Here is a 21569-nt window from a genome sequence, read left to right as displayed (position 1 = left end):
GAAGGCACACGCTCACTTCACCCAGCCATCTAATTCTGTCACGATACTTTCGAGGCGCCCGCCTCGTCAGAACGCAAGAGCGACATCAACGCCCCCAACGGAAACGCCCCATGCTCATTCCTATCGCCGACGTGCCGCGCTGGTATGCCGAACGAAAACCGAAGGACACCATCGCAGTCAGTCACGGCGCCGATGCCATCACCTGGGAGCAGCTCGAACGCAACGCCAACCGGCGCGCGCGTGCCTTCGCCGCGAAGGGCGTCAAGCCTGGCGATTTCGTCGCCATCGGGCTGCCCAACAGCAATGTGTTTTTCGAGACCACTTTTGCAGTGTGGAAATGTGGCGCTACGCCGACGTCGCTGACCTGGCGGCTCCCGCGCGGCGAGGCTGCCGCCGTGCTCGACATCCTCAAGCCATCGCTGGTGGTCGGCGGCCAACCCGACTGGAACGCGCCCAACTCACTGCCGGCCGATTTCGTCCCCGAAGGTGTCTCGGACGAACCGGTGAACAATCCGGTGGCGCGCTACTGGAAAGCGATGACCAGTGGCGGCTCGACCGGTCGGCCGAAAGTGATCCTCGATCACAAGCCCGCCGTGGTCGATACCGCAGGACCGGCGGCGCTCGGCATGCCGCTCGGCGCTTCCCTGCTCAACCCCGGCCCGCTCTACCACAACGCCCCCTTCATCGTTTCGCACACCGCGCTGTTCAACGGCGGCCGCGTCACCGGCCTCGTCAAATTCGACGCCGAGGAATGCTTGCGCCTGATCGGGGCCAGCCGGGTACAGTGGGTCAATTTCGTGCCCACCATGATGCACCGGATCTGGGCGCTGCCCGACGAGGTGCGCAACCGCTACGACTTGTCGAGCCTGCAGATCGTGTTTCATATGGCCGCGCCGATGCCGCCATGGCTGAAGGAAAAATGGATCGAGTGGCTGGGGCCCGAGCGCATCTACGAACTCTATGGCGGCACCGAAGCCCAGGGCGCCACGATCATATCGGGCGTTGAATGGCTCGAACACCGCGGCTCGGTCGGCAAGATCGGCGAAACCGCGCGCCTGCGCATCATCGGCGAAGACGGCAACGAGGTCGCCACTGGCGAAACCGGCGAGATCTATTTCCTGCCCAATGACGGCGCCGGCTCCACCTATCACTATCTCGGCGCCGAGCCGAAGCGCCGAGCCGACGGCTGGGAATCGCTCGGCGATATCGGCCGGCTCGATGCGGAAGGCTATCTCTATCTCAGCGACCGCCTCGCCGACATGATCCTGCGCGGCGGCGCGAATATCTATCCGGCGGAAGTCGAGGCCGCGGTGACGGAACATCCCGAGGTGCGCTCCTGCGTCGTCGTAGGCCTGCCCGATCCGGAATTCGGGCAGCGTGTGCACGCCATTCTCGAACTCGACGGCAGCACGGATGCGCAGGCGGTTGCCGATGGCATGGCCGCGTTCCTGGCCGACCGGCTCAGCCGCTACAAGCATCCGGAAAGCTTCGAGGTCACCGGCGTCGGCCTGCGCGACGATTCCGGCAAGGTCCGCCGTACCTTGCTGCGCGACGAACGCGCTGGCTGGCTGAAGGGCAACCGCGATTTCCGGATCATGCCGGCCCGGGCGCGGGCGAACGCGGAATGATCCTCGATTGCGACGGAACATTGTGAATCTGCCCTCTTATGAGTCGCATGGCGGCCCATTTTGGGGGACACTTTCAAGACGGCCGTTTGCAGCATAGATTGTCATGAATTCCCCGCGCGCTCCTCGCCTTGAAGCGCGCCGGCTCGCCAGGAGACCATCCATGCCCTCGTTGACCGAATGGAGAGTGCCGCCCGCAAACCAGCCGCGCCCGGGCGACTACGCTTTCGACCTCGACAAAGCCCTGTCGTCGGTGGTCGGGCTGCATTCGATCATTCCATCTGACGCCTTCAGCGCGGAGACGCTTGGCACCGAACGCGCCGGCAATGGCGTCGTGATCGATGACGGGCTGGTGCTGACCATCGGCTATCTCATCACCGAGGCCGAAGCGGTGTGGCTGCATCGCGGTGACGGCCGCGTCGTGGAAGGCCACACGCTCGGCTTCGATTTCGAATCCGGCTTCGGCCTGGTGCAGGCGCTTGGCGACCTCGATCTCGAGCCGCTGCCGCTCGGTTCTTCCGTGGCCACGCAAGTCGGCGACCGCGTGGTGGTCGGCGGCGCCGGCGGGCGCACGCGCTCGGTGGCAAGCCAGATCGCGGCCAAGCAGGAATTCGCCGGCTATTGGGAATATCTGCTGGATGAGGCGATCTTCACCCACCCCGCCCATCCCAATTGGGGCGGCACCGGACTGATCTCGAGCCGCGGCGAACTGATCGGCATCGGCTCGCTGCAGCTCGAGCGCGAGCGCGAGGGCAAGGCCGAGCACGTCAACATGATCGTTCCGATCGATCTGCTAAAGCCCGCGCTCGACGACATCAGGAAATTCGGCCGCGTCAACAAGCCGGCGCGGCCGTGGCTCGGCATGTACACTACCGAAATCGACAACCGCGTCGTGGTGGTCGGCATCGCCAGCAAGGGACCGGCAGCGCGCGCCGAACTCAAGACCGGCGACGTCATCCTCGCGGTGAATGGCGACAAGATCACCAGCCAGACCAGCTTCTATCGCAAGCTCTGGTCGCTCGGCGCCGCCGGCGTCGACGTGCCGCTCACCGTCTACCACGAGGGCGTCACCTTCGACGTGGTGCTGAGTTCGACCGACCGCGCCAAGCTGTTGAAGGCGCCGCGGTTACACTAGAACAGGGAATGCGTAATGAGTGAGGCCGTGGTGGACGACATCGTGGCCGTGCTGCCGCCGCTGTTGCAATCGCTGGAAGCCCTGGGCTTCATCGCGCGCTACCTCAATCCGCCGGATTTCGACCGCGTGATGGCAACGGCCGGCAAGCCGGACGATGCGCTGCGCGCGATTCGGCCGCGGCTCGAGCAATGGCCCGCGAATTTCGCCGACATCAAGATTCCGCTCGAAACAGCAAGCGATGCGGCGCTCGCTGCGTTCGAAGGCTTGCGCGTCGTGCAAAGCGGCCATGGCGATTTCGTCAGCCTGTTTCGTGCGCTGCGCTACGCACCGCGCGCGCAGGAGGCGCTGTATGCGCTGTCGGCAAGATTGCCGCCGGTGAACCAGTTCTTTATCGATCCTGCACTGCGCGGCGACGCCGATCTCGCGGCGCGGCTGGCGGCGCCGGCCAACGAAAACACCGGCGTCTTCCACAATCAGAACGAGCCCGGCAGCCGCGGCGGCTTCTCGCTATATGTGCCGGAATATTACACGCCCGACCGCGCCTGGCCGCTGGTGATGGCGCTGCACGGCGGCAGCGGCAATGGTCGCGGCTTCCTCTGGAGCTGGCTGCGCGACGCCCGCAGCCGCGGCGCGATCGTGGTCGCACCGACCGCCACCGGCAGCACCTGGGCGCTGATGGGCGACGATACCGATACGCCGAACCTGATGCGCATCCTGGAATCCGTGCGCTTGCGATGGAACATCGATGCGGAGCGGATGCTGCTGACCGGAATGAGCGACGGCGGCACTTTCTGCTATGTGACGGGGTTCGATGGCGCTTCGCCTTTTACCCACCTCGCCCCGGTGGCGGCGACGTTTCACCCGCTGATAGCGGAAATGGCCGATGCCGACCGGCTGCGCGGCCTGCCCGTTCATATCGTGCATGGCCGGCTCGACTGGATGTTCCCGGTGCAGGTGGCGCGGCAGACCAGCCAGGCGCTGTCGGCCACGGGTGCCAAGGTCACCTATCGCGAGCTCGACGATCTCAGCCATACCTATCCGCGCGAGATGAATGCCGAGATCCTGAGCTGGCTGGGCGGCGAAGCCTGACCGCCATGGCGCCGGCCGACACAATCTCGTCGGAATTTATCTCTATGAGTTGAACGACTTAGCAAACAACGTGGGGGCGTTGATCAGAACGGTTTGTTGAACCGGGACAGGATACGTCATGCCCACGACCAACGGCCTTGCCGCTCCGGCGGCCACGGCGCGCGCCTCCAATTCGCTGCTTCTCTCGAAGGGCGTCGCGCGCCTCGAAATCACGATGAAACTGACCACCGCGATCCTGGCGCTTGCGGCCGGCGTCTACACCTATCTCGGCGTCCGCGAACTGCTCAACGGCAGCCCGACCACGGTCTTCTTCGCGGCCGTGATCTATTCGGTTGCGGTGTCGGTCGGCATCTACGCTTTCTGGGTATTCCTCATGCAGTTCATGCCGCATGTGGTCGACCGCACCGGCCGCGCCCTGATGTTCGGCTGCATGCTCCTGGGATCGCTGATGATCGTGGCGATGTCGTCATGGCTCAACGCCTCGGCGCTGGCGGGCGCCGCCGCCATCCAGCAGCATCTCGCCATCACGGTGCAGAACTACACCCGTGACCTCGATACCGCCAACAGCAACGCCATCGCGGCGCAAGGCTTGTTGCCGGATATCCAACTCGCCTCGTCACGGTTTTCCAGACTGGCCGACGCCGAGCGTGCCGGTTCGCTCACGGGCACCGCGGGCTCCGGCACCGTCGTGCAACTCCTGACCCAGATGTCCGGGCAGCTCGACAGTCTCGGCCAGGAGGTCCAGGCGTCAGGCAAGCGCGTCTCGGCATTGTTCGAACAGGGCGGCAAGCATCTGGCGAAGATGCGCGAGCTGATTTCCGACCGCGGGCCGATCTCGACGCGCAGCGACGCTTTCGCCACCGAGTCGCTGGCGCTAAGCGGCGTGATCACCAACCTGCAGCAAACCTCGGTGGCGCCCGCCGTCAAGCGTGCGGCGACGTCCCTGGCATCCGGCTTCATCGCACCGGCCGCGGGCGGCCGTACCACCGACCTCGCGGACCGGCAGACCGCCGTGGTCGGCAAGGTCGAGAGCTCGATCGCAGCGCAGGCAGCTTCGCTCGCCGAGGCCGCCGAGAAGATCCTGGCATTGCCGCGCGTCGAACCGGTTCGGTTCCAGACCATGTCGCCCGCCGAAGCCGTGCTTCGCTATGCCGGCGATTTCATTCCGAGCTGGGCAGGCGCGATCTCGATCGACCTGATGCCGGCGGTGCTGGTGCTGATCCTGTGCGTGGTGCACGCCGCGATCCGGCGCGAGGGGATGCCGGCCTTCAGCGCCTCCGGCATGACGGCGGGCGAACTGGTTGCGGCGTTGCAGATGGCCCGCGAGGTCGAGGAAGCGCGGCGCGTGGCGCCGGTCGACGCCGCCGAAGCTCCTGCCGAGGCGCCAGCGCCGGAAGCTGCGACTGCCGCCGACGAAAACGTCATGCCGCTATCGTCCGCACGGCATACCAAGTAGGTCGCGCCATGCAGCCATCCGCGACGATTCGACAGCGCGTTCATGCTTTCCTTGCGGCCAATCCCGACGAAGCGGTCCTGCGCTGGATCTTTCGCAGTGTCGTCACTATCACCATCGTCGTGCTCGCAGCCGATCTCACCGGCATGAACGGATGGATCGGCACGACCGATCCGGCGGCCGAGGTAAGGCAGGATACGCCTTCGCTTGACCTGCCCGACATCGTGCCGTCAATCCTGGCGCCGCTCACGCCCGACGGCGGCAAACGACTGACATCGCGGCCGCAAGCAGATGGCGTGATGGCCAAGCCGATGACGTTCGAATTAGTCGGCGGCGGCAAGCTAATGGCGACCGGCACCATCACGCCCGGGATTTCCGAAGCATTCGCCGCGGAAGTCGGCAAGCGTGGCGACTACATCAAGACGGTGGTGCTGAACTCGCCGGGCGGGTCGGTGGCTGACGCACTGGCGATGGGCCGGCTGATCCGCGAGCGCAATTTCGCGACTGAGATCGAGCCTGGGCAATACTGCGCTTCATCTTGCCCGCTCGTGTTTGCCGGCGGCGTGGAGCGCCGCGTCGGCGACAAGGCGATCATCGGCGTGCATCAGGTGGCGGCGATCGGTTCGGCAGGCGGCCTGCCGCGCGACGAGATGAACGTGGCGCAAAATATCTCCGCGCGCTGCCAGCGCTATCTCGGCGACATGGGCGTCAACCTGCAGGTTTGGGTGCACGCCATGGAGACGCCGCATGACAAGCTCTTCGTGTTCAAGCCGGATGAATTGAAGTCGCTCAATCTGGCGACGGCAGCGGCGGCGGTCCCGTCCGCAACCGCACCCCGTCCCGCGCCTGCCAAGGTGCGTTCGTAGGCCGCGGAACCATCCACCGGGCACTGCGTTATCAGCCGCAACGGAGGGATTGCCATGCAGACGTTTGTCGGAATGATTTTGGGTGCGCTGCTGCTGGTTGGTGGCGTCTATGTCTACGATTCCATGCAGACGTCGAGCGTCGCGAGCGGCCAGGTCGCCCAGGCCAACCGCACCATCGTCAACTGGGATGTGGCGGCAGCCGACTGGAAGACGCTGAAGACGCGCACCCATGAGGAATGGGTCAAGATTTCGTCGAAATAATTCAGGCGCCAGGAGCGCAGGATTGACGCCGTCGTCATTCGCGACGGCGTTTTTCTGGGCGTTTTTTCTGATCGCTAATTGCTCTTCTTCGCTTTGCGCGCGTCGGCGATCACCATCTCGAATTGCGCCATGCTCAGGATGCCCGGCACGCGGAACTTGCCGACGATGAACGACGGCGTTCCCTTGAATCCGAACGCCACCGCCTGATCGTGGTTGCGGGTGAGGATGGCATCGATCGCCTTGGCGTTGGCCGTGGCGTCGCGGTTGAGGCGATCCATGTCGATGCCGGCACCGGCCAGCAATTCGCGAATGCGCGGTTCGGTCAATTTCGAGCTGACGCCGATCATCGCCTCATGCGCGGCCATGTACTTGTCCTGATACTTCGCCGCCAGCGCCATCCGCGCCCCGAATTTCGAGACCTCGCCCAGGATCGGCCAGTCTTTCAGCACCAGGCGAACCTTGCCGTCGTCCTGCACCACCTGCTGGATCTCGGGCGCGATCTTGCGGCAATAGGGGCAGTTGTAGTCGAACCATTCGACGATGTTGATGTCGCCGTCGGGATTGCCGGTCGAGGGCACATCAGGGTCGCGCAGCACCAGCGCCTCGGTCAGCACGTCGTCGCTGCGTTGCGCGAGCGCCGGTCGTGCCGCCGCGCCGGCGCCGAGCAGCGCGGCACCGCCGCCAAGCAAGCCGAGCGCCTTACGCCGTGTGCATCCCGGGTTGGCCCCGGCCGGATTGTTCGATCGCTTCATGTGGGTCTCGCGAAGGGCTGCATCCCCTGTCTACGCCGGAGATGGGGATATGTTACGCGCCAGCATATAGAGCGCCACCGCAATAATGACCACGGCGAACACGATATTGAGCGCACCGCGGCGCTCGGCGAGGTGCCGCGCCGAACGCGTGCCGGCCAATCCGCCGGCGATGCCGCCCGCCACGAACAGTCCCGCCAGTGCCCACGAGACCAGGCCCGACCAGGCATAGCTGGCGGCCGTGGTCATGCCGAACGCGGTGACCGCGACCAGCGAGGAGGAGACCGCGTTCATGATCGGCATGCCGGTCGCCAGCATCAGGGCCGGCACGATCAGGAAGCCGCCGCCGATGCCGAAGAATCCCGATATCGTCCCGGTCGCCAGACCAAGACCGACGATGGCCGGCATGTTCGACATCGAGACCTTGACGTCAGGCAGGCCGATTCGCGAACGCGTCTTCAGCATCAACAGCGCGATCACGATCATCACCAGCGCGAACAGCGCCAGCAGTTTTTGACCATCGACCATCTTGCCGAGGATCGAGCCGCCGAAGGCGCCGGCCATGCCGGCGGCGGCGAAGATCAGCGCGCAGGACCAGATCACGGTGCCGCCGCGCGCATGGTTGGACAGGTTGATCGCGGCATTGGCGGCCACCGCGATCGCGCTGGTGCCGATCGCGACATGGGGCTCCGCCACGCCGACCACATAGACCATCAGCGGCACCGCGAGGATCGAGCCGCCGCCGCCGACGAGGCCGAGCGAGAACCCGACCAGCATCCCCGACGCCAGTCCCAGCACGCCTTGCGCGGTGAAGATGATCAAGTTGGAAGACTCTGTTGCACGGCGCGACCATAGAAGGAATTTCTCCAGATCGCCATGGCTGCAGCACAAAGCTGCACTGCAACAGAGATCAGCGCATCAGGTCGATGCCCGCTCCCTCCCCTGCGACGCCGCACCCTCGCGGGCCGACAGCGCCATCAGCGTGCCGCTCATGGTCGCGATCAAGGTCTCGACCCCGTCATGCGTTGCATAGGCGCGGGCCTCGCATACCGTCAGCGTGCGGCCGGGCTTGACGACGGTGGCGCGGAAGGCGAACCGCTCGCCGCGTGCGGGCGCGAGCAGGTTGGTTTTGAATTCCACGGTGAGGATCCCGGTCGCCGCCGGCATCAGCGTGAAGGCCGCGATGCCGCTGGCGTTATCGAGCCCCGCGGTGATGATCCCGGCATGGATGAAGCCATGCTGCTGGGTGAGGTCGAGCGAATAGTCCATCTTGAGATCGACCTCGCCCGGCTCCAGCCGCGCGATCGAAATGCCGAGCGTCTTCATCGCGCGCTGCTGCTCGAACGTGTGAATCGCGATCGCGCGGTAATCCGGGTTCTTCGGCTGGAAGCGCGGCATGCGGTTCACGCCAATTCCGGTTCGAGATGCTTTTCAGCGGCGTCACGGATCGCAGGCGCGAACGGCGCGGACTTGCGCGCCTGCCGGTCCATGTGCACGCCGACGAATTCGCAGGTCGCGGCAATCTTGCCGGATTCGGCGTTGCGCATCTCGTGCATGAAGCGGATCGACTTGTCGCGGATTTCCACGAGCCGGCTCCTGACCTCGACGATGTCGCCGGCCAGCAGCTCGCGCTTGTAGGTGATGTTCTGCTGCACGGCGGCCATGCCGCGACCGGACCCGCGCAGATAGGACGGCGTCAGGCCGAGCCTTGCGAACAGATTCCAGTTCGCCTCGTCGAACTTGCCGACATACCACATGATGTTCATGTGCCCGACATGATCGCATTGCCAGGGATAGACCGTGCCGCGATAGGTCGCGTCCGTCTCCATCGTTCGCTCCCACTTTTTAATCTTGATACGGTAGCGTATCAAACCCCGCCCGGGTTAGCAATACGGTACCGTATCAAGAATCGGTGAGGCTGGACCATGAGCGATGCCAAGGGAGACGCGCGAACCGGAGAGGCGCGAACCGGCGAGGTGCGTAGCGAGAGCTGGATCGAAGCCGGCCTTGAGGAAATCGCCAGGTCCGGCGTCGAGGGGGTGCGGGTGGAGGTGCTGGCAAAAAACCTCGGCGTCACCAAAGGCGGCTTCTATCGCCGCTTCCGCGACCGTGCGGCCCTGCTCGAGGCCATGCTGCAGCACTGGAGCGAGGGCCGCATCGCCGCGATCGAAAAACAGACCAGCCTCGACGGCGCCACGGCCCGCGAACGGCTGAAGGCGCTGATCGCGCTTTACTCCGAGCGGATGAATACCGAAGGCATGGCGGTTGAGCTCGCGATCCGGCAATGGGCTCGCTCGGACGAGATTGCCGCCAACGCGGTGGCCAGCGTCGATGCGGCGCGGCTGAAGAATGTCGGGCATCTCTACCGCGCCACCGGCCTGGTGGCTGAGGAAGCCGACGCGCAGGCGTTCCTGTTCTACTGCTTCGTGTTCGGACAGAGCCTGCTGTTTCTCGAACGGGGCCCCCGCAAGCGTGCGCAACTGGTGGCGAAATCGGCCGAGACATTGCTCCGCGGAGTGTAGGCGCGGCCGAAGCATCCGGCCGCGCCCGCCTCCGTTGCTGCTTAGGCGGCGCCCTTCAGCTTCTTGGAGCATTCGCTGTAATAGCCGCCGCCCTTCTGGATCCACTTCATGCCGCCATTGGCGTTGGTGGTCTTGTTGGCGTTGTACTGATCCACGCAGGTGTGCATGCGGGCCTTGCCGGCGGTCTCCTTGGAATATTTGGGATCGACGGCGTTCGGATAGACCGCGGGGCCGGACGGCGCGGCAGGCGCCGCAGCTTCCTTCGCAGCTTCCTTGGCTTCCTTCTTGGATTCCTTCTTGGCGGCTTCCTTGGGCTCCCCTGCGGGGGCCGCTGCCGCCGGCGCAGCGGCAGCGTCGGCGCCGCACTGGGCTTTCCGGAAGTCGTTCCACTTCTGGCTGCCGAGCGTTCCGGCGGATTTCGCGGCCTGGTATTTGGCGCTGCATTCCTGCGCGGTCAGGGCATTCGCCTGCGACGTCGTCGCAAACGCAGCCAAACCCGACATCGCAATCGCGCCCAGTATTTTTGCTTGAATAGTCATCCTTGGTCTCCGTGGGGTAGTCATCTGCACCTCCCATCCTAGCGCAACCTCAGCTTGCGACAACGCATCGGGCGACCTCTCCGGTAAAATTTTTTGTGACGCGAAGATGAACGATCCGCCTCCGCATTCAGCCCGCGTTCAGCCGGCGCGGCGGGACGTTTGTGCAGGCCTTGTGCAGCGCTGGCCCTGCATTGCTGCAATCGCGTGACGCATTTGTACCTCGATGGCGGATTTGCCATAAGGCGGCGTGAGCCTGATCCCTGCATCGATATCCTCCGCCGTTGCCGACCGCGCCAAAATTTTTGGCACGCTCGAGACGCTCGTCATCGGCGCCGCCGGCGGCCTGCTGTTTCTGTGGATCAACCTGCCGGGCGGGCTGATCTCCGGCGCGATGGTCGCCGTCGGCTTCGCCGCGCTGTCGGGGCGGCCGGTCACCATGCCGCCGGTCCTGACGCAGGCCGTGCTGGTGCTGCTCGGCATCACGCTGGGCTCGCTGGTGTCGCGGCAACTGATCCAGCACATGAGCGCCTATCCCCTGACCATCGGCCTCTTGGCACTCGCGACATTCTGCACGACCTTCGGCTCGAGCTTCTATCTGCAGCGCTTCCACGGCTGGGACCAGACCTCGGCGCTGCTGGCGGGAAGCCCCGGCGCGCTGTCGCAAATCACCATGCTCGCCGCCGAGAAGGGCGCCGATGTCGCGGCGATCGCCGTGGTGCAGACCATGCGCGTGATCATCCTGACCGCGGCGCTGCCGCTGCTGCTGGCGCTGACCGGCATTGCGTCGACGGCGCCAGTAGAGGTGGCGAGCCTGATCGCCTCGCCGGTCGAACTCGCCGTGCTGGCGGCCGCTGCCGTTGCCGTCGCGCTGCTGCTGCGGCTCGCCAAATTTCCGGCAAGCTGGATGTTCGGCGCGATGATCGCCTCCTCCGTGCTGCACGGCACCGACCTGATCGAGGGCGGCCTGCCGCCCTGGATGCGCGGCGTGGCGCTGGTCGGCATCGGCGCCGTGATCGGCACGCGCTTTGCCCGGATCAGCAAGTCAACCCTGCTCAGTCACATCAATGCCGGGCTGGGCTCGTTTGCGGTGGCCATTGCCATCTCCGCCGTTTTCGTCACGGTGATCGTGCTGAGCACCACTGTGCGCTTCGCCGACGTCGTCGTGGCGTTCGCCCCGGGCGCGATGGACGCCATGCTGGCGCTGGCGCTCACGTTGCATATCGATCCGATTTTCGTCGGCGCCCATCATCTGTCGCGCTTCGTGTTCGTGTCCATCACGACGCCCGGCATCGTGCATTTGTTCGGACGGCCGCAGGAGGACGTGGACGATTGAGGCGGCCGTCATTGCGAATTCGTAGGGTGGGCAAAGCGAAGCGTGCCCACCATCAAGAGAACGATCGGTGATAGATGGTGGGCACGTCGCTAACGCGCCTTTGCCCACCCTACGAATTGCGGAGCTACGCCCGCTTCGCCGACACGATGCCCCACATGGCCATCACCGCCATCGCCAGCGAGATCAGCACGTTGTAGCCGGCGAGCGAGAGGCCGAGGAAGCGCCACTGCACCTCGTCGCAGCGGATCACCTTCTCGGTGTCCAGCCGCTGCAGTAGCGTGCCGGCGCTGCCGAGATTGGCGACCGGGCCGGAGCAATCGGTCGGGCCCTGCCAGAATTGCCACTCGACGCCGGCGTGATAGCCGCCGAGCCAGGCATTGGCGAACGCTGCGAGCAGAAGCACCGTAAAGCCAGCCAGCAGCATCGGCCGCGGCGCCCCGCGCGAGGCGGCAAACGCCACCACGAGGGCGAGCGGCACCGCCAGATAATAGGCATAGCGCTGCTCGAGGCAGAGCGGACAGGGCCGGATATCCAGCACGAGCTCGAAGAACCAGGCGCCCGCCAGCGTCGCTGCCGCGACGGCCGCAATCGCCAGCGCCGCAACGGCCGCCGGATCGGCGGCATAGCGCGCGGACGGGGAATGGGCGGCTTCAGATGTCACGGACGTTCTCCGGAGCACAATTCATGCTCAAACAGGCAACAGCCGTCCTATCCCGTCGCCGCGGAAGTGTCGAGACGCGCCACAATCACATCCGCGCGGGTTGACCCGCGCAGGCCGCCCGCTATATTCCGCCCGCTTCGCCGCACCGGGCTTCCGCCCAGCGACCGAAGGCCCCTGTGGCGGAACTGGTAGACGCGCTCGACTCAAAATCGAGTTCCGCAAGGAGTGCTGGTTCGATTCCGGCCAGGGGCACCAGCCTTCGCTGCTGCGCAGCTTCGGCTCGGCAGGCCGACCTTCCGTCTGGAGACCGGCCGGCGCGCGCACGACGAATTTGCTATCATCTCGTCATGACCAAAGAGCAGGTTAGGGAAATTCTCGATCGCGTGTTGACCTGGCCGCAGGCTGACCAAGCAGGCTCTCGCCCGGTCGGCCGTTTGCCGCCGACAACTTGGGATTCTACTGCGGCGGTCCGATGGGCGCTTCGCAGGCGAAGCGGACGCAACTCGCTGTTTCAATTGGGCTGAAAACGCCCAAACGGACTCTCAGAGATTCTGATCCCTTCTAGAAGCCAGGGCGAGTTTCTTAACGAGTCCGTCAGGGATTGGCTGGCTCGGCGAGAAGGTGACGCCAGTCTTGGTAGACTTGAGCCCGGCCGCGGCAATGTCGTCGGCATGCGACTTGATGACGGAAGGAGGTAGATAGAGGCCGCATTGCTTACTGAACGCTGCATAACCCGCGATGATGGATTGTCCGATCCTGAACCCTGGCATTTTATAGGCGATGACTTCTTCGGCGTCAGGCAGCGCGCGCGCAAGTTCAGCGCGCAATCGAACCAGCAGAGGGCGAAGGTCTTTAGGAGCCTCAGCTATGTAGGCGTCGTGATCAGCAAACATGGTCAGAGCAGGCCTATGCTGGCGTGACATTCAAGGCAAGCGCCGTATCTCATCCTTCCCTATACCAGCTCGCGAGCTGCCACAGATCGTTGTCCCAGCCCGAGATATGCGCGGTCAGCTTGCCGCCGAGGGCTGCGACGCGGGTGCGGGAGATGATGGGCTGGATGTAATTGTCTGACACGACGAGGTCGTTGAGCTTGATGAACAACGCCGCGCGCTTCACCGCGTCGAGCTCCCGTTCGACCTGCTTGTAGATCTCGTCGTATTCCCGGCTTTGCCAGCGCGAGACATTGCGCCCCTGCCACTTGTTGTCCTTGTTCGCTACCTGCCACGACACATACTGGTTCATGAAGAACTGCGGATCGGCCTGCGGCATTGTCGTGTTGTACATCTGCGCATCGCAATAGAAGTGCGTGTAGGTGTCGGGATTGGCGGTGTCGGAAGAGAAGAACACCGATCCCACCACCGACTTCAGTTCGACGTCGATGCCCGCCTTCTGGCATGCCTGCTTGACGATGGCTTGGGTCTTCTGCCTGGGCGCATTGATCGAGGTCTGGAATACGAACTTCAGCGGCTTGCCGTCTTTGGCGCGAATGCCGTCGCCGGCTTTTTTCCACCCCGCGGCCTCGAGGATCTGGTTGGCCTTCTCGATGTTGAATTCGAATTTGGTGTTTTTCGACCGGAAGCGTTCCGGGTTGTTGAGGAAGTTCGCGGTGGCCCGCGCCGTGCGGCCATAGATGAATTTCTCGATCGAGGCGCGATCGATCAGCAGATTGACGGCCTGGCGCACGGCCGGATCGCTGAACAGCGGATGTTTGGTCTTGATGCTGGCGCGCTCGCCATCGACCTCGACCGCGGGATCGGTCGAGTTGAGCTGCATGAATTCAACATTGCCTGACGGCGTGATGCTGATCTTGCCCTTTCCGAGGGCTTCCATCTTCAACAGGAGCTCGTCTTCGACCTGCATATTCCAGGCATAGTCATATTCGCCGGTCTGCAGCACCGCGCGCGCCGCCGACACCGCGTCGCCGCCGCCCTTGACCTCCACCTCGTCGAACTGCGGCCGGTTGGCGACGTGGTAGTTGGGATTGATCTTGCCGCGGAGCATATCGCCCGGCTTGAAATCCACGAACATATAAGGGCCGGTGCCGACCGGCTTCAGATTGTTCGGCGCCTCGCGCGATTTGGCGCCGACGTAATCCTTGAACAGGTGTTTTGGGATGATCATGCCGTAGTTGCCGACAAAGGCATCGGCCCAGAATGGCGTCGGCTTGGCAAAAACGAGGCGGACGGTGAAGTCGTCGATCTTCTCGACCGTGATGTCCTTGTAGTTGGCGATCGAGACCGCCGCGGTCTCCGGCGTTCTGGCATATTCCCAGTTGAACACGACATCGTCTGATGTGAACGGCATGCCATCATGCCATTTGACGCCGCGTTTCAGCTTCCAGATCACCGAGCGGCCGTCCTCCGCCAGCCCGTCATTCTCCTTGCTCGGAATTTCGGCCGCGAGGATCGGCACCAAATTGCCGTCGCCATCCCATCCCGCCAGCGGCTCGTAAAAGATCCGGGAGCCTTCCTGGTCCTTGGTGCCGACGGCGAAATGCGGATTGAGCAGGGTCACGGCCTGCCAATACATCAGCTTCAGCACGCCGCCGCCGCCGGCCTTGGTCGGCTTGTAGGGAAGCGCCGTCGCGGCCATCGCAACCCCAGACTGGCTCAGCATCATCCCGGCCATCGGCGCCGAAAGGCCTACGGCAATCATTCGCTGGACAAATTCCCGCCGCGACAACCGGCCGGTCTTGACGTCTGCAATCAGGTCTCGAAGTTCCCGCTCTTTCATGGAGCCGGCTCCCTCACTGGTGGTGAATGCCTGGTCACGCTCGATAAGGGAAATGGATCAGGTCGGCGCGAACCTGTCAAAGCAGGATACGGGTCATCGCGTCATGCCAAGTCCGTTTTTGCCAAGTCCAACCGAGACAAGGTGACGCGGCGCCGGCAGGCAATGGGAATTATGGTGGCAGTGCACTCAATCGACACGTCACGCCTTCGCGTGCTGGAGCGGCGGATTACGCCTTCGGCGCCAATCCGCCCCACGCCCCCGAGGCTCAGCTCTTTAGCGCGACGCCTCCCTCTCCACTTATCGCGCGGTCCAGGGCGTCGATCAGCATCTGAATCTCGATGAACTTGTTGCGGGCCCGTTCCGCCTTGTCGCGATCGAAAGGAGCGGCCAGCACCTTCGCATGCGCGTCCCTGTCCTCGACCATGCGTGCACGGGCTTTGTTCAGCGTTTCAAGTCGCTCGCTCATTTTGGTTCTTTCAACAGAGGGATTGGCGCCACGCTGCCGGCGCGTGTTCATGCGTACACCGATCCAGCCGCTGGCGCCATCGATCAATGACACGTCGTCATCGATCGAGCACACAAAGAAACCGTATCGCTCTTCGCTTTCCTTCAACAACCTCTCTCACCAGCGATAGCCGCCGGTGCCGAAGCTGAAGGTTACTGCCGCAGCGGGTAAAGCGGATTCGATCAGCGCGTCACCGTTTGAGGACGAGCCGGGGAACTCGTGACGTGCACGGTAGAACTACGGGTCAAGAAAACACAGCGCTGCCGCAGTTCATCCGCGAAATGTCCACATCCGACTTCTATCCGGCGGGCCTTCACCACATGGATGGAAATTGATGCGATATCTTTTCGCCGCCGTGATTGCTGCGTTCGTGATCACGATGGATTTTGAAAGTTCCAACATCAGGTCGGTATGGACGGAACCATCTTTCGTTGTTGCCGAAGCGAAATCGGAACCTGCCACGACATCGAATTCCCAGACTGGAACTGTGACCGCGTCGGTTGAGTCTTCGCAAGGGTCCGACACGACAAACGTCGTAGCCGCGCCACACGAGACGGCAACGGCAGCGGACGCTGCTGCTCATGCAGCGGCCTCGGTCAACGACGAGTCCGCGTCACCGCACCCGATCTGCGAAGCGGTCAAGACCGCGGCTGAGGAACACGATATCCCGATCGGATTTTTCGTGCGCCTGCTCTGGCAGGAAAGCAGGTTTCGGTCCGAAGAAGTCAGTTCGGCGGGCGCGCAGGGCATCGCGCAATTTATGCCGCGAACGGCCGTCGAAATGGGGTTGAGAAACCCATTCGATCCGCTGCAGGCGATCCCTGCGTCGGCAAAATTTCTTCGCAAGCTTCATGATCAGTTCGGAAATCTCGGGCTTGCGGCGGCAGCGTATAATGCGGGCGGCGGCAGAATCGAGAAGTGGCTTTCGCGGCGCGGCCCGCTCCCTAAGGAAACGCGCGCTTACGTCAAGATCATCACCGGCCACAAGGCCGAGGCATGGACTGACGAAGAGAGTACCGTCCACATGCCGACCGATCTGCCACAGAAGGCGCCGTGCGAAGGCGTCGGTGGCCTGTCGCGGCAAGACCAGATCGCCGCCGTGAATGTCGACCTGACACCTTCCGCCAGCGCGATGGTGCGCAAGGCGGAAGCTGGCGAAGCCGAGGAACGGAAGAACGCGACCGCCAGCAAACTGCGCGTTGCGGCACGTTCGGTGGCCCGACATGCCAGTGCGACATACCGAAAGACAAAAGCCCGCGCTGTGCTGCTGGCAGCAAAGGGATCTGCGCGCAAGCGGGGGAAACAAGCCGCTGTGCGCCTCGCGTCGGAATCTTCTACCGTTGGCCGGACCAAGTCATCGAGGGCGGCCCGGGAATTGTAGCTATTGCCATCAAGCTGCCCGAAACGAAAGAAGCCCGCGGCGCGCGCGGGCTTCCTTGTCTCGTCAGCCTGTCCTACTACCAGCCGCGATATCCGCCGCTGCCGAAGCTGAAGGTGATACCGGGTCCGCCGCCATAGTAGCGGGGACCGTAGTAGCCGTGCCGGCGCGGGGCGTAGTAGTTGTAGCTCCCGTAGTGCGGCCGGTAATGACGGTGGTGCCAGTGGCGATGACCATGGTGATGGCCATGCCAGTGGCGATGGCGGTATTGCGCGCTGATGTCGGTCGAGGATTGCGGAGCAATCCGGGATTGCGTGGTATCCGTCGAGGATGGCGACTTCACCGCGTTGTCGGCGGCGTAGGCCGCGGAACCTCCCATCAGAGCGGCGGCACCAACGGCAAACACGATAGCTAACTTCTTCATCATCGAACTCCAGTGAAACGTGTCGGGGCTAACCGGCCGGCGCGCGTGACGTTCCGGCGTGCGACATAAAGACCGTACTCGTTGCTTGAACGAATGTTCATGTAGATGAACGCTTCTGCGACGAGATTCTGCGACGAGAGTAGCGTTGTTCGATCATGCGCGCGGACGTAAAGATCTGCGATGATCGAAAAGCAGCGACAGTGCAGATGTGGCGCGATCTATCATCGCACCGAAGCGATGGCGCCTTCGCGCGAGATCGACAGTTTTGAATGCACGGCTTGCGGCGCGACTCTCGAGAATTGGGATACGGCGTGGGTGCCGACCTATCGATTGATTGCAGAGCCTGCAATCGAGATCGCAGCGCCTGCGATCAAGGCCGACACGCGCGCGCAGACCGGTGATTGCAACGCTATTGCACCGGACCGATCATGAGAGCCGCAAGGGCAACCGAAAGCCGCGCCAGCATCACGCGCCGGAATCGCTGGCGTTGGGATAGAACAACTGCTCGCCGTTGATCTTGTAGTCGGCGATGGCCTTCTGGCCCTCCGACGACACCAGCCAGTCGATCAACTGCTGGCCGAGATCCTTTTTGACGCTCGGATGTTTTTCCGGATTCACCAGCATGACGCCATACTGGTTGAACAAGCGCTTGTCGCCTTCGAGCGCGATCACGAGATCGCCGCGGTTCTTGAACGACAGCCAGGTGCCGCGATCGGCGAGCACATAGGCGTTGGAGGCCGACGCGGTGTTGAGCGCGGCCCCCATGCCCTGCCCGATCTCCTTGTACCAGGGGCCCTTGTCCTTGGCGATGTCGACGCCCGCGACCTTCCAGAGGTTGAGCTCAGCCTGATGGGTGCCGGACTTGTCGCCGCGCGAAATGAAGTCGGCGCCCTTGGCCTTGATCGCGCCGAGTGCTGCGACGATGTCCTTCGATCCCTTGATGCCGGCCGGATCGCTCTTCGGGCCGACCAGGACGAAGTCGTTGTACATCACGGGGTAGCGCTTGACGCCAAAGCCCTCAGTTACAAACTTCTCTTCCGCCGGCTTTGCGTGGACGAACACCACGTCGGCATCGCCGCGGCGCGCGGTGTCGAGCGCCTGTCCGGTGCCTTGCGCCACCACCTTCACGTCGATGCCGGTCTTGGCCTTGAACATCGGCAGGATGTGGCCAAACAGGCCGGAATCCTGCGTCGAGGTGGTGGAGGCCACCACGATCGATTTGTCCTGGGCGACGGCGTGGCCTGCGAATACGAAGCTGGCGGTCACCGCAATCAGCAAACGGCGCGTGAGCATGTTCATGGGTATTTTCCTTCCCTTAAACCAATAGTTCGCCCGCGAGGAATGTTTTGGCCTCAGCGGTTTGCGGCCTATCGAAGAACGACGCGGCGGCGGCGGTCTCCACGATGCGGCCGCGATGAAGCATGACGACGTCGCCGGCGAGCCTGCGCGCCTCACCGAGATCATGGGTCGCCATCACGACCTTGATGTTGCGTTCGCTCACGGTGCGGATGATGTCTTCCACCGCCTTGGTGGCGGTGGGATCGAGGCTCGCGGTCGGCTCGTCGAGGAACAGCACCGCGGGATCGCGTGCCAGCGCCCGCGCCAATGCCAGCCGCTGCTGCTCGCCGCCGGATAATTTTCGCGCGGCGCGGTCGGCGAGATGACCAAGGCCGACGTGTTCGAGAAGCTCGCCGGTGCGGCGCGCATGCTCCGCGCGCGGCATGCCGGCGGCGCGCAGCGCGAAGCGGATATTGGCAGCGGCGCTGCGGCGGAGCATCGCCGGCCGCTGAAACACAATCGCGCGCTTGAGTGGCGGGACATTTTCCAGACCGCCCCAGGTGATGCGCCCGCGCGAAGGCGCCAGCAGCCCCATAGCCACGCGCAGCAGCGTGGATTTCCCCGAGCCGTTCGGGCCGATCAGCACCGTGGGCGCACCCGGCGCCAGCGTGAGCGCGATACGATCGAGGATGGTGACGGGACCTGCCGTCACCGTGACGCCGTCGAATACAATGGGCAGTTCGCTCGAAGGCGCGCGCATGGTCATCCCGCCAGTCGTTCGCCGGCGCGGCGGGCGGTCCAGGCCAGCGCGTTGACGGCGATCACGATCGCGATCAGCACGAGGCCGAGGCCGACCGCGAGCGGCAGGTCGCCCTTGGAGGTTTCCAGCGCAATCGCCGTCGTCATCGTGCGGGTAAAGCCCTCGATATTGCCGCCGACGATGATGATGGCGCCGACCTCCGCCGCCGCGCGGCCGAATCCGGCGAGCAGCGCGGTGACGAGGCTGAAGCGCGCATCCCAGATCAGCGCCGTGACCCGGCCGAGCGGGCCGAGATTCATCGCGGTGAGTTCATCGCGGTATTCGATCCAGAGATCCTCGATGGTCTGGCGCGTCAGGGCGGCGATGATCGGCGTGACCAGCACGGTCTGCGCGATGATCATGGCGGGCGCTGTGAACAACAGGCCGAACGCACCGAGCGGCCCGGAGCGCGACAACGCCAGATAGACCGCGAGGCCGACAACGACCGGCGGCAGGCCCATCAGTGCGTTGAGCAGGACGATGACACCCTGGCGTCCCGGGAACTTCGTCAGCGCGATCCAGGCGCCCAGGGGAATGCCGATCAGCGCGGCCAGCGCCACCGCGGACAGGCTCACATAGAGCGACAGCCATACGATGGCGAACAGCGCGGGATCGCCGCCGAGCACGAGTTGAAGGGCTGTTACGTCGTTGGGCATGGAAATTCCATTCGGCAGACATCTTGCGCAGATGGGGCCGATATGGTCAATTTTCGTAGTATCTGCATTCATATGCATATGGGTTCCTGTGCTGGAACTACTCACCACCGACGAAGCGGCCGAGTATCTGCGGCTTTCGGAACGCAAGCTCTACGAGCTGGTAGCGGAGCGCGCCGTGCCCTGCAGCAAGGTGACGGGGCGCTGGCTGTTTCCCCGCACAGCCCTCGACCGCTGGGTGTCCGCCGGCTTGATCGCGCCCGCCGCGCTTGCGCAGCCGGCGGCGCCGCCGATCGTCGGCGGCAGTCATGATCCGCTGCTGGAATGGGCGCTGCGCGAAAGCAATTCCGGCCTCGCCAGCCTGCCCGAAGGCAGCGAGGAAGGCCTGCGGCGGCTGACCCAGGGCGAGGTCATGGTCGCGGCGATCCATCTGCACCGGCTCGATGGCGATGACGAAACGGCCAATCTCGATGCGGTCGCGGATATGCCGGGCTTGCACGATGCCGTCGTGCTCGGCTTCGCACGGCGCGAGCAGGGCATTCTCGTAGCACCCGGCAATCCGCTGGGCTTAAGCGACATGGCCTCGATCGCCACATCGCGCGCGCGCATGGCGCAACGCCCGGCCGGCGCCGGCGCGCAATTGCTGCTGCTCGCCCTATTGGCGCGCGCCGGCATCGCGCTTGACGACCTGAAACTGGCAAAGCCCGCCTTTCCGACCGGACCCGATATCGCCCAGGCGATCCGCGCCGGCCGCATCGATTGCGGCATCGCGACGCGAAGCGTGGCGAAATCGGCCGGGCTCGATTTCCTGCCGCTAGCGTGGGAACGTTTCGACCTCGTGATGCGGCAGCGCGATTATTTCATGAAGGGGCCGCAGGCGCTGTTCGACTTCATGCGCGCGACCACCCTGCGCGACCGGGCGGCCGAACTTGGCGGCTATGACGTCAGCGACACAGGCGTTGTGCGGCTGGTGAATTAGGGTGCGGACTTGTCAGCGCGCAGCCAAATGCGGCCACCGCCACGCCACCAAATAGCCTAACGACTCAACGACGCCTGTTGCAGCGGGCCGCGGGCACCAAGGGAGGAACTGATGGATACTCCAACGTCTGCCGCACTCGACGAGAAAACGCCTCCGTCGGAGCAGGCTGTAGCGACACAACCCGGCAAGGAGAAATCGAATCCCTCCGGCCCGCTGGAGATCAGCGCCGAACGATTCAACTCTTCCGTCGCCCGGTTGACTACAAATTCGATAGACGAACTTCACAAATTGGCTTTCGAACTTCAAAAAATGCAAGAATTCCTGAAGTCCGAGGTCGAAAGCGTGCAGCGCCAAATCGACAGCGCGGTCGCAGGAATAAATATCATCGTCGAAACGATCGGTCCGTGGAAAAGCATGGCGGGCTCACAAGCGCATCCACCAGGCAATCGCAACGTGCGCGCAGGCGGACCGGCGGCCAATATTGAGCAACGCATTCGCGGGCAGTAACGGCCGAGGCGCCGCTCGGCGATATTTGCCGGCTGCGGTGGACTCTGGATGCATCGCCTTTTCCAACAAAGCCATTCACA

Annotated in this window: 25 protein-coding genes and 1 tRNA gene; 13 read left to right on the top strand and 13 right to left on the bottom strand. The window is 64.0% G+C overall.

What is annotated here, in order from left to right; all coding sequences use genetic code 11:
• The first annotated feature begins 110 nt into the window (after window positions 1–110).
• The 6 genes from IVB22_RS10260 (at window position 111) to IVB22_RS10235 (ending at window position 6429) form a co-directional block, all read left to right on the top strand.
• Window positions 111–1628 (top strand): AMP-binding protein, encoded by a 1518-nt coding sequence (locus tag IVB22_RS10260; RefSeq protein ID WP_247517212.1) that lies wholly within the window; start codon window positions 111–113, stop codon window positions 1626–1628.
• A 160-nt stretch (window positions 1629–1788) separates the two neighbouring features.
• The gene (locus IVB22_RS10255) at window positions 1789–2760 is read left to right on the top strand and encodes a S1C family serine protease (protein ID WP_247517211.1); all 972 of its coding nucleotides are present in this window, start codon (window positions 1789–1791) and stop codon (window positions 2758–2760) included.
• Between the two features lie 15 nt (window positions 2761–2775).
• Window positions 2776–3849 carry a phospholipase gene (locus tag IVB22_RS10250; RefSeq protein WP_247517210.1) on the top strand — a complete coding sequence of 358 codons (1074 nt, stop codon included), beginning with the start codon at window positions 2776–2778 and terminating at the stop codon, window positions 3847–3849.
• Window positions 3850–3967: 118 nt separating this feature from the next.
• A complete protein-coding gene (locus IVB22_RS10245) occupies window positions 3968–5305 on the top strand; it encodes a hypothetical protein (protein ID WP_247517209.1) in 1338 nt (445 codons plus the stop codon).
• Window positions 5306–5313: 8 nt separating this feature from the next.
• Window positions 5314–6168, top strand: a complete 855-nt coding sequence (locus tag IVB22_RS10240; RefSeq protein WP_247517208.1) for a hypothetical protein — start codon at window positions 5314–5316, stop codon at window positions 6166–6168.
• 54 nt (window positions 6169–6222) lie between these two features.
• The gene (locus IVB22_RS10235; protein ID WP_214493635.1) at window positions 6223–6429 is read left to right on the top strand and encodes a hypothetical protein; all 207 of its coding nucleotides are present in this window, start codon (window positions 6223–6225) and stop codon (window positions 6427–6429) included.
• Window positions 6430–6503: 74 nt separating this feature from the next.
• Here IVB22_RS10235 and IVB22_RS10230 read toward each other — a convergent pair whose 3' ends face one another.
• The 4 genes from IVB22_RS10230 to IVB22_RS10215 all read right to left on the bottom strand — a co-directional run bounded on the left by IVB22_RS10230 (window position 6504) and on the right by IVB22_RS10215 (window position 9007).
• Entirely contained in the window at window positions 6504–7181 is a 678-nt protein-coding gene (locus tag IVB22_RS10230) for a DsbA family protein (protein WP_247517207.1), read from the bottom strand.
• Window positions 7182–7211: 30 nt separating this feature from the next.
• The gene (locus tag IVB22_RS10225; protein WP_247517850.1) at window positions 7212–7997 is read right to left on the bottom strand and encodes a sulfite exporter TauE/SafE family protein; all 786 of its coding nucleotides are present in this window, start codon (window positions 7995–7997) and stop codon (window positions 7212–7214) included.
• 99 nt (window positions 7998–8096) lie between these two features.
• Window positions 8097–8576: a PaaI family thioesterase gene (locus tag IVB22_RS10220; RefSeq protein WP_247517849.1), complete on the bottom strand. Its 480-nt coding sequence runs from the start codon at window positions 8574–8576 to the stop codon at window positions 8097–8099.
• A gap of 5 nt (window positions 8577–8581) precedes the next feature.
• Window positions 8582–9007: a thioesterase family protein gene (locus IVB22_RS10215; RefSeq protein WP_247517206.1), complete on the bottom strand. Its 426-nt coding sequence runs from the start codon at window positions 9005–9007 to the stop codon at window positions 8582–8584.
• 96 nt (window positions 9008–9103) lie between these two features.
• Here IVB22_RS10215 and IVB22_RS10210 point away from each other — a divergent pair, with 96 nt between their 5' ends.
• Window positions 9104–9700: a TetR/AcrR family transcriptional regulator gene (locus IVB22_RS10210; RefSeq protein WP_247517205.1), complete on the top strand. Its 597-nt coding sequence runs from the start codon at window positions 9104–9106 to the stop codon at window positions 9698–9700.
• A gap of 41 nt (window positions 9701–9741) precedes the next feature.
• On the opposite strand, the gene IVB22_RS10205 is transcribed toward IVB22_RS10210, so the two are convergent.
• Complete coding sequence (locus IVB22_RS10205) at window positions 9742–10239, bottom strand: hypothetical protein (protein ID WP_247517204.1); 498 nt, start codon at window positions 10237–10239, stop codon at window positions 9742–9744.
• Between the two features lie 247 nt (window positions 10240–10486).
• Here IVB22_RS10205 and IVB22_RS10200 point away from each other — a divergent pair, with 247 nt between their 5' ends.
• Window positions 10487–11572 carry an AbrB family transcriptional regulator gene (locus IVB22_RS10200; RefSeq protein WP_374207501.1) on the top strand — a complete coding sequence of 362 codons (1086 nt, stop codon included), beginning with the start codon at window positions 10487–10489 and terminating at the stop codon, window positions 11570–11572.
• A gap of 124 nt (window positions 11573–11696) precedes the next feature.
• Here the strand turns inward: IVB22_RS10200 and IVB22_RS10195 are convergent, their stop codons facing one another.
• The gene (locus tag IVB22_RS10195) at window positions 11697–12233 is read right to left on the bottom strand and encodes a disulfide bond formation protein B (protein ID WP_247517202.1); all 537 of its coding nucleotides are present in this window, start codon (window positions 12231–12233) and stop codon (window positions 11697–11699) included.
• A gap of 170 nt (window positions 12234–12403) precedes the next feature.
• Between IVB22_RS10195 and IVB22_RS10190 the strand changes: the two genes are divergently transcribed.
• Window positions 12404–12488: transfer RNA gene (locus tag IVB22_RS10190), tRNA-Leu, on the top strand.
• Between the two features lie 287 nt (window positions 12489–12775).
• Here IVB22_RS10190 and IVB22_RS10185 read toward each other — a convergent pair.
• From IVB22_RS10185 to IVB22_RS41565, 3 genes are all read right to left on the bottom strand, one after another.
• The gene (locus IVB22_RS10185) at window positions 12776–13156 is read right to left on the bottom strand and encodes an iron chaperone (protein ID WP_247517201.1); all 381 of its coding nucleotides are present in this window, start codon (window positions 13154–13156) and stop codon (window positions 12776–12778) included.
• A gap of 19 nt (window positions 13157–13175) precedes the next feature.
• Complete coding sequence (locus IVB22_RS10180; protein ID WP_247517200.1) at window positions 13176–14966, bottom strand: peptide ABC transporter substrate-binding protein; 1791 nt, start codon at window positions 14964–14966, stop codon at window positions 13176–13178.
• Between the two features lie 265 nt (window positions 14967–15231).
• Entirely contained in the window at window positions 15232–15432 is a 201-nt protein-coding gene (locus IVB22_RS41565; protein WP_308200394.1) for a hypothetical protein, read from the bottom strand.
• 373 nt (window positions 15433–15805) lie between these two features.
• On the opposite strand from IVB22_RS41565, the gene IVB22_RS10170 reads away from it, so the two are divergent.
• Window positions 15806–16852: a lytic transglycosylase domain-containing protein gene (locus IVB22_RS10170; protein ID WP_247517198.1), complete on the top strand. Its 1047-nt coding sequence runs from the start codon at window positions 15806–15808 to the stop codon at window positions 16850–16852.
• Window positions 16853–16928: 76 nt separating this feature from the next.
• On the opposite strand, the gene IVB22_RS10165 is transcribed toward IVB22_RS10170, so the two are convergent.
• The gene (locus tag IVB22_RS10165; RefSeq protein ID WP_247517197.1) at window positions 16929–17273 is read right to left on the bottom strand and encodes a hypothetical protein; all 345 of its coding nucleotides are present in this window, start codon (window positions 17271–17273) and stop codon (window positions 16929–16931) included.
• A gap of 180 nt (window positions 17274–17453) precedes the next feature.
• Between IVB22_RS10165 and IVB22_RS10160 the strand changes: the two genes are divergently transcribed.
• Window positions 17454–17705 (top strand): hypothetical protein, encoded by a 252-nt coding sequence (locus tag IVB22_RS10160; RefSeq protein WP_247517196.1) that lies wholly within the window; start codon window positions 17454–17456, stop codon window positions 17703–17705.
• Window positions 17706–17738: 33 nt separating this feature from the next.
• On the opposite strand, the gene IVB22_RS10155 is transcribed toward IVB22_RS10160, so the two are convergent.
• The 3 genes from IVB22_RS10155 to IVB22_RS10145 are packed head-to-tail and all read right to left on the bottom strand — an operon-like array spanning window position 17739 to window position 20006.
• On the bottom strand, window positions 17739–18566 hold the full coding sequence (locus tag IVB22_RS10155) for a substrate-binding domain-containing protein (protein WP_247517847.1): 828 nt from the start codon (window positions 18564–18566) through the stop codon (window positions 17739–17741).
• A gap of 22 nt (window positions 18567–18588) precedes the next feature.
• Window positions 18589–19311 (bottom strand): ATP-binding cassette domain-containing protein, encoded by a 723-nt coding sequence (locus IVB22_RS10150; RefSeq protein ID WP_247517195.1) that lies wholly within the window; start codon window positions 19309–19311, stop codon window positions 18589–18591.
• Between the two features lie 2 nt (window positions 19312–19313).
• Window positions 19314–20006, bottom strand: a complete 693-nt coding sequence (locus tag IVB22_RS10145; protein WP_247517194.1) for an ABC transporter permease — start codon at window positions 20004–20006, stop codon at window positions 19314–19316.
• A 91-nt stretch (window positions 20007–20097) separates the two neighbouring features.
• Here IVB22_RS10145 and IVB22_RS10140 point away from each other — a divergent pair, with 91 nt between their 5' ends.
• Window positions 20098–20982: a helix-turn-helix transcriptional regulator gene (locus IVB22_RS10140; RefSeq protein WP_247517846.1), complete on the top strand. Its 885-nt coding sequence runs from the start codon at window positions 20098–20100 to the stop codon at window positions 20980–20982.
• 111 nt (window positions 20983–21093) lie between these two features.
• Window positions 21094–21489 (top strand): hypothetical protein, encoded by a 396-nt coding sequence (locus IVB22_RS10135; RefSeq protein ID WP_247517193.1) that lies wholly within the window; start codon window positions 21094–21096, stop codon window positions 21487–21489.
• Window positions 21490–21569: the final 80 nt, after the last annotated feature.

Source organism: Bradyrhizobium sp. 190 (genome assembly GCF_023073415.1).
Taxonomy (GTDB): domain Bacteria; phylum Pseudomonadota; class Alphaproteobacteria; order Rhizobiales; family Xanthobacteraceae; genus Bradyrhizobium.
The sequence above is the reverse complement of the archived record's forward strand: the minus strand, read 5'-3'. Positions and strand labels throughout refer to the sequence as shown.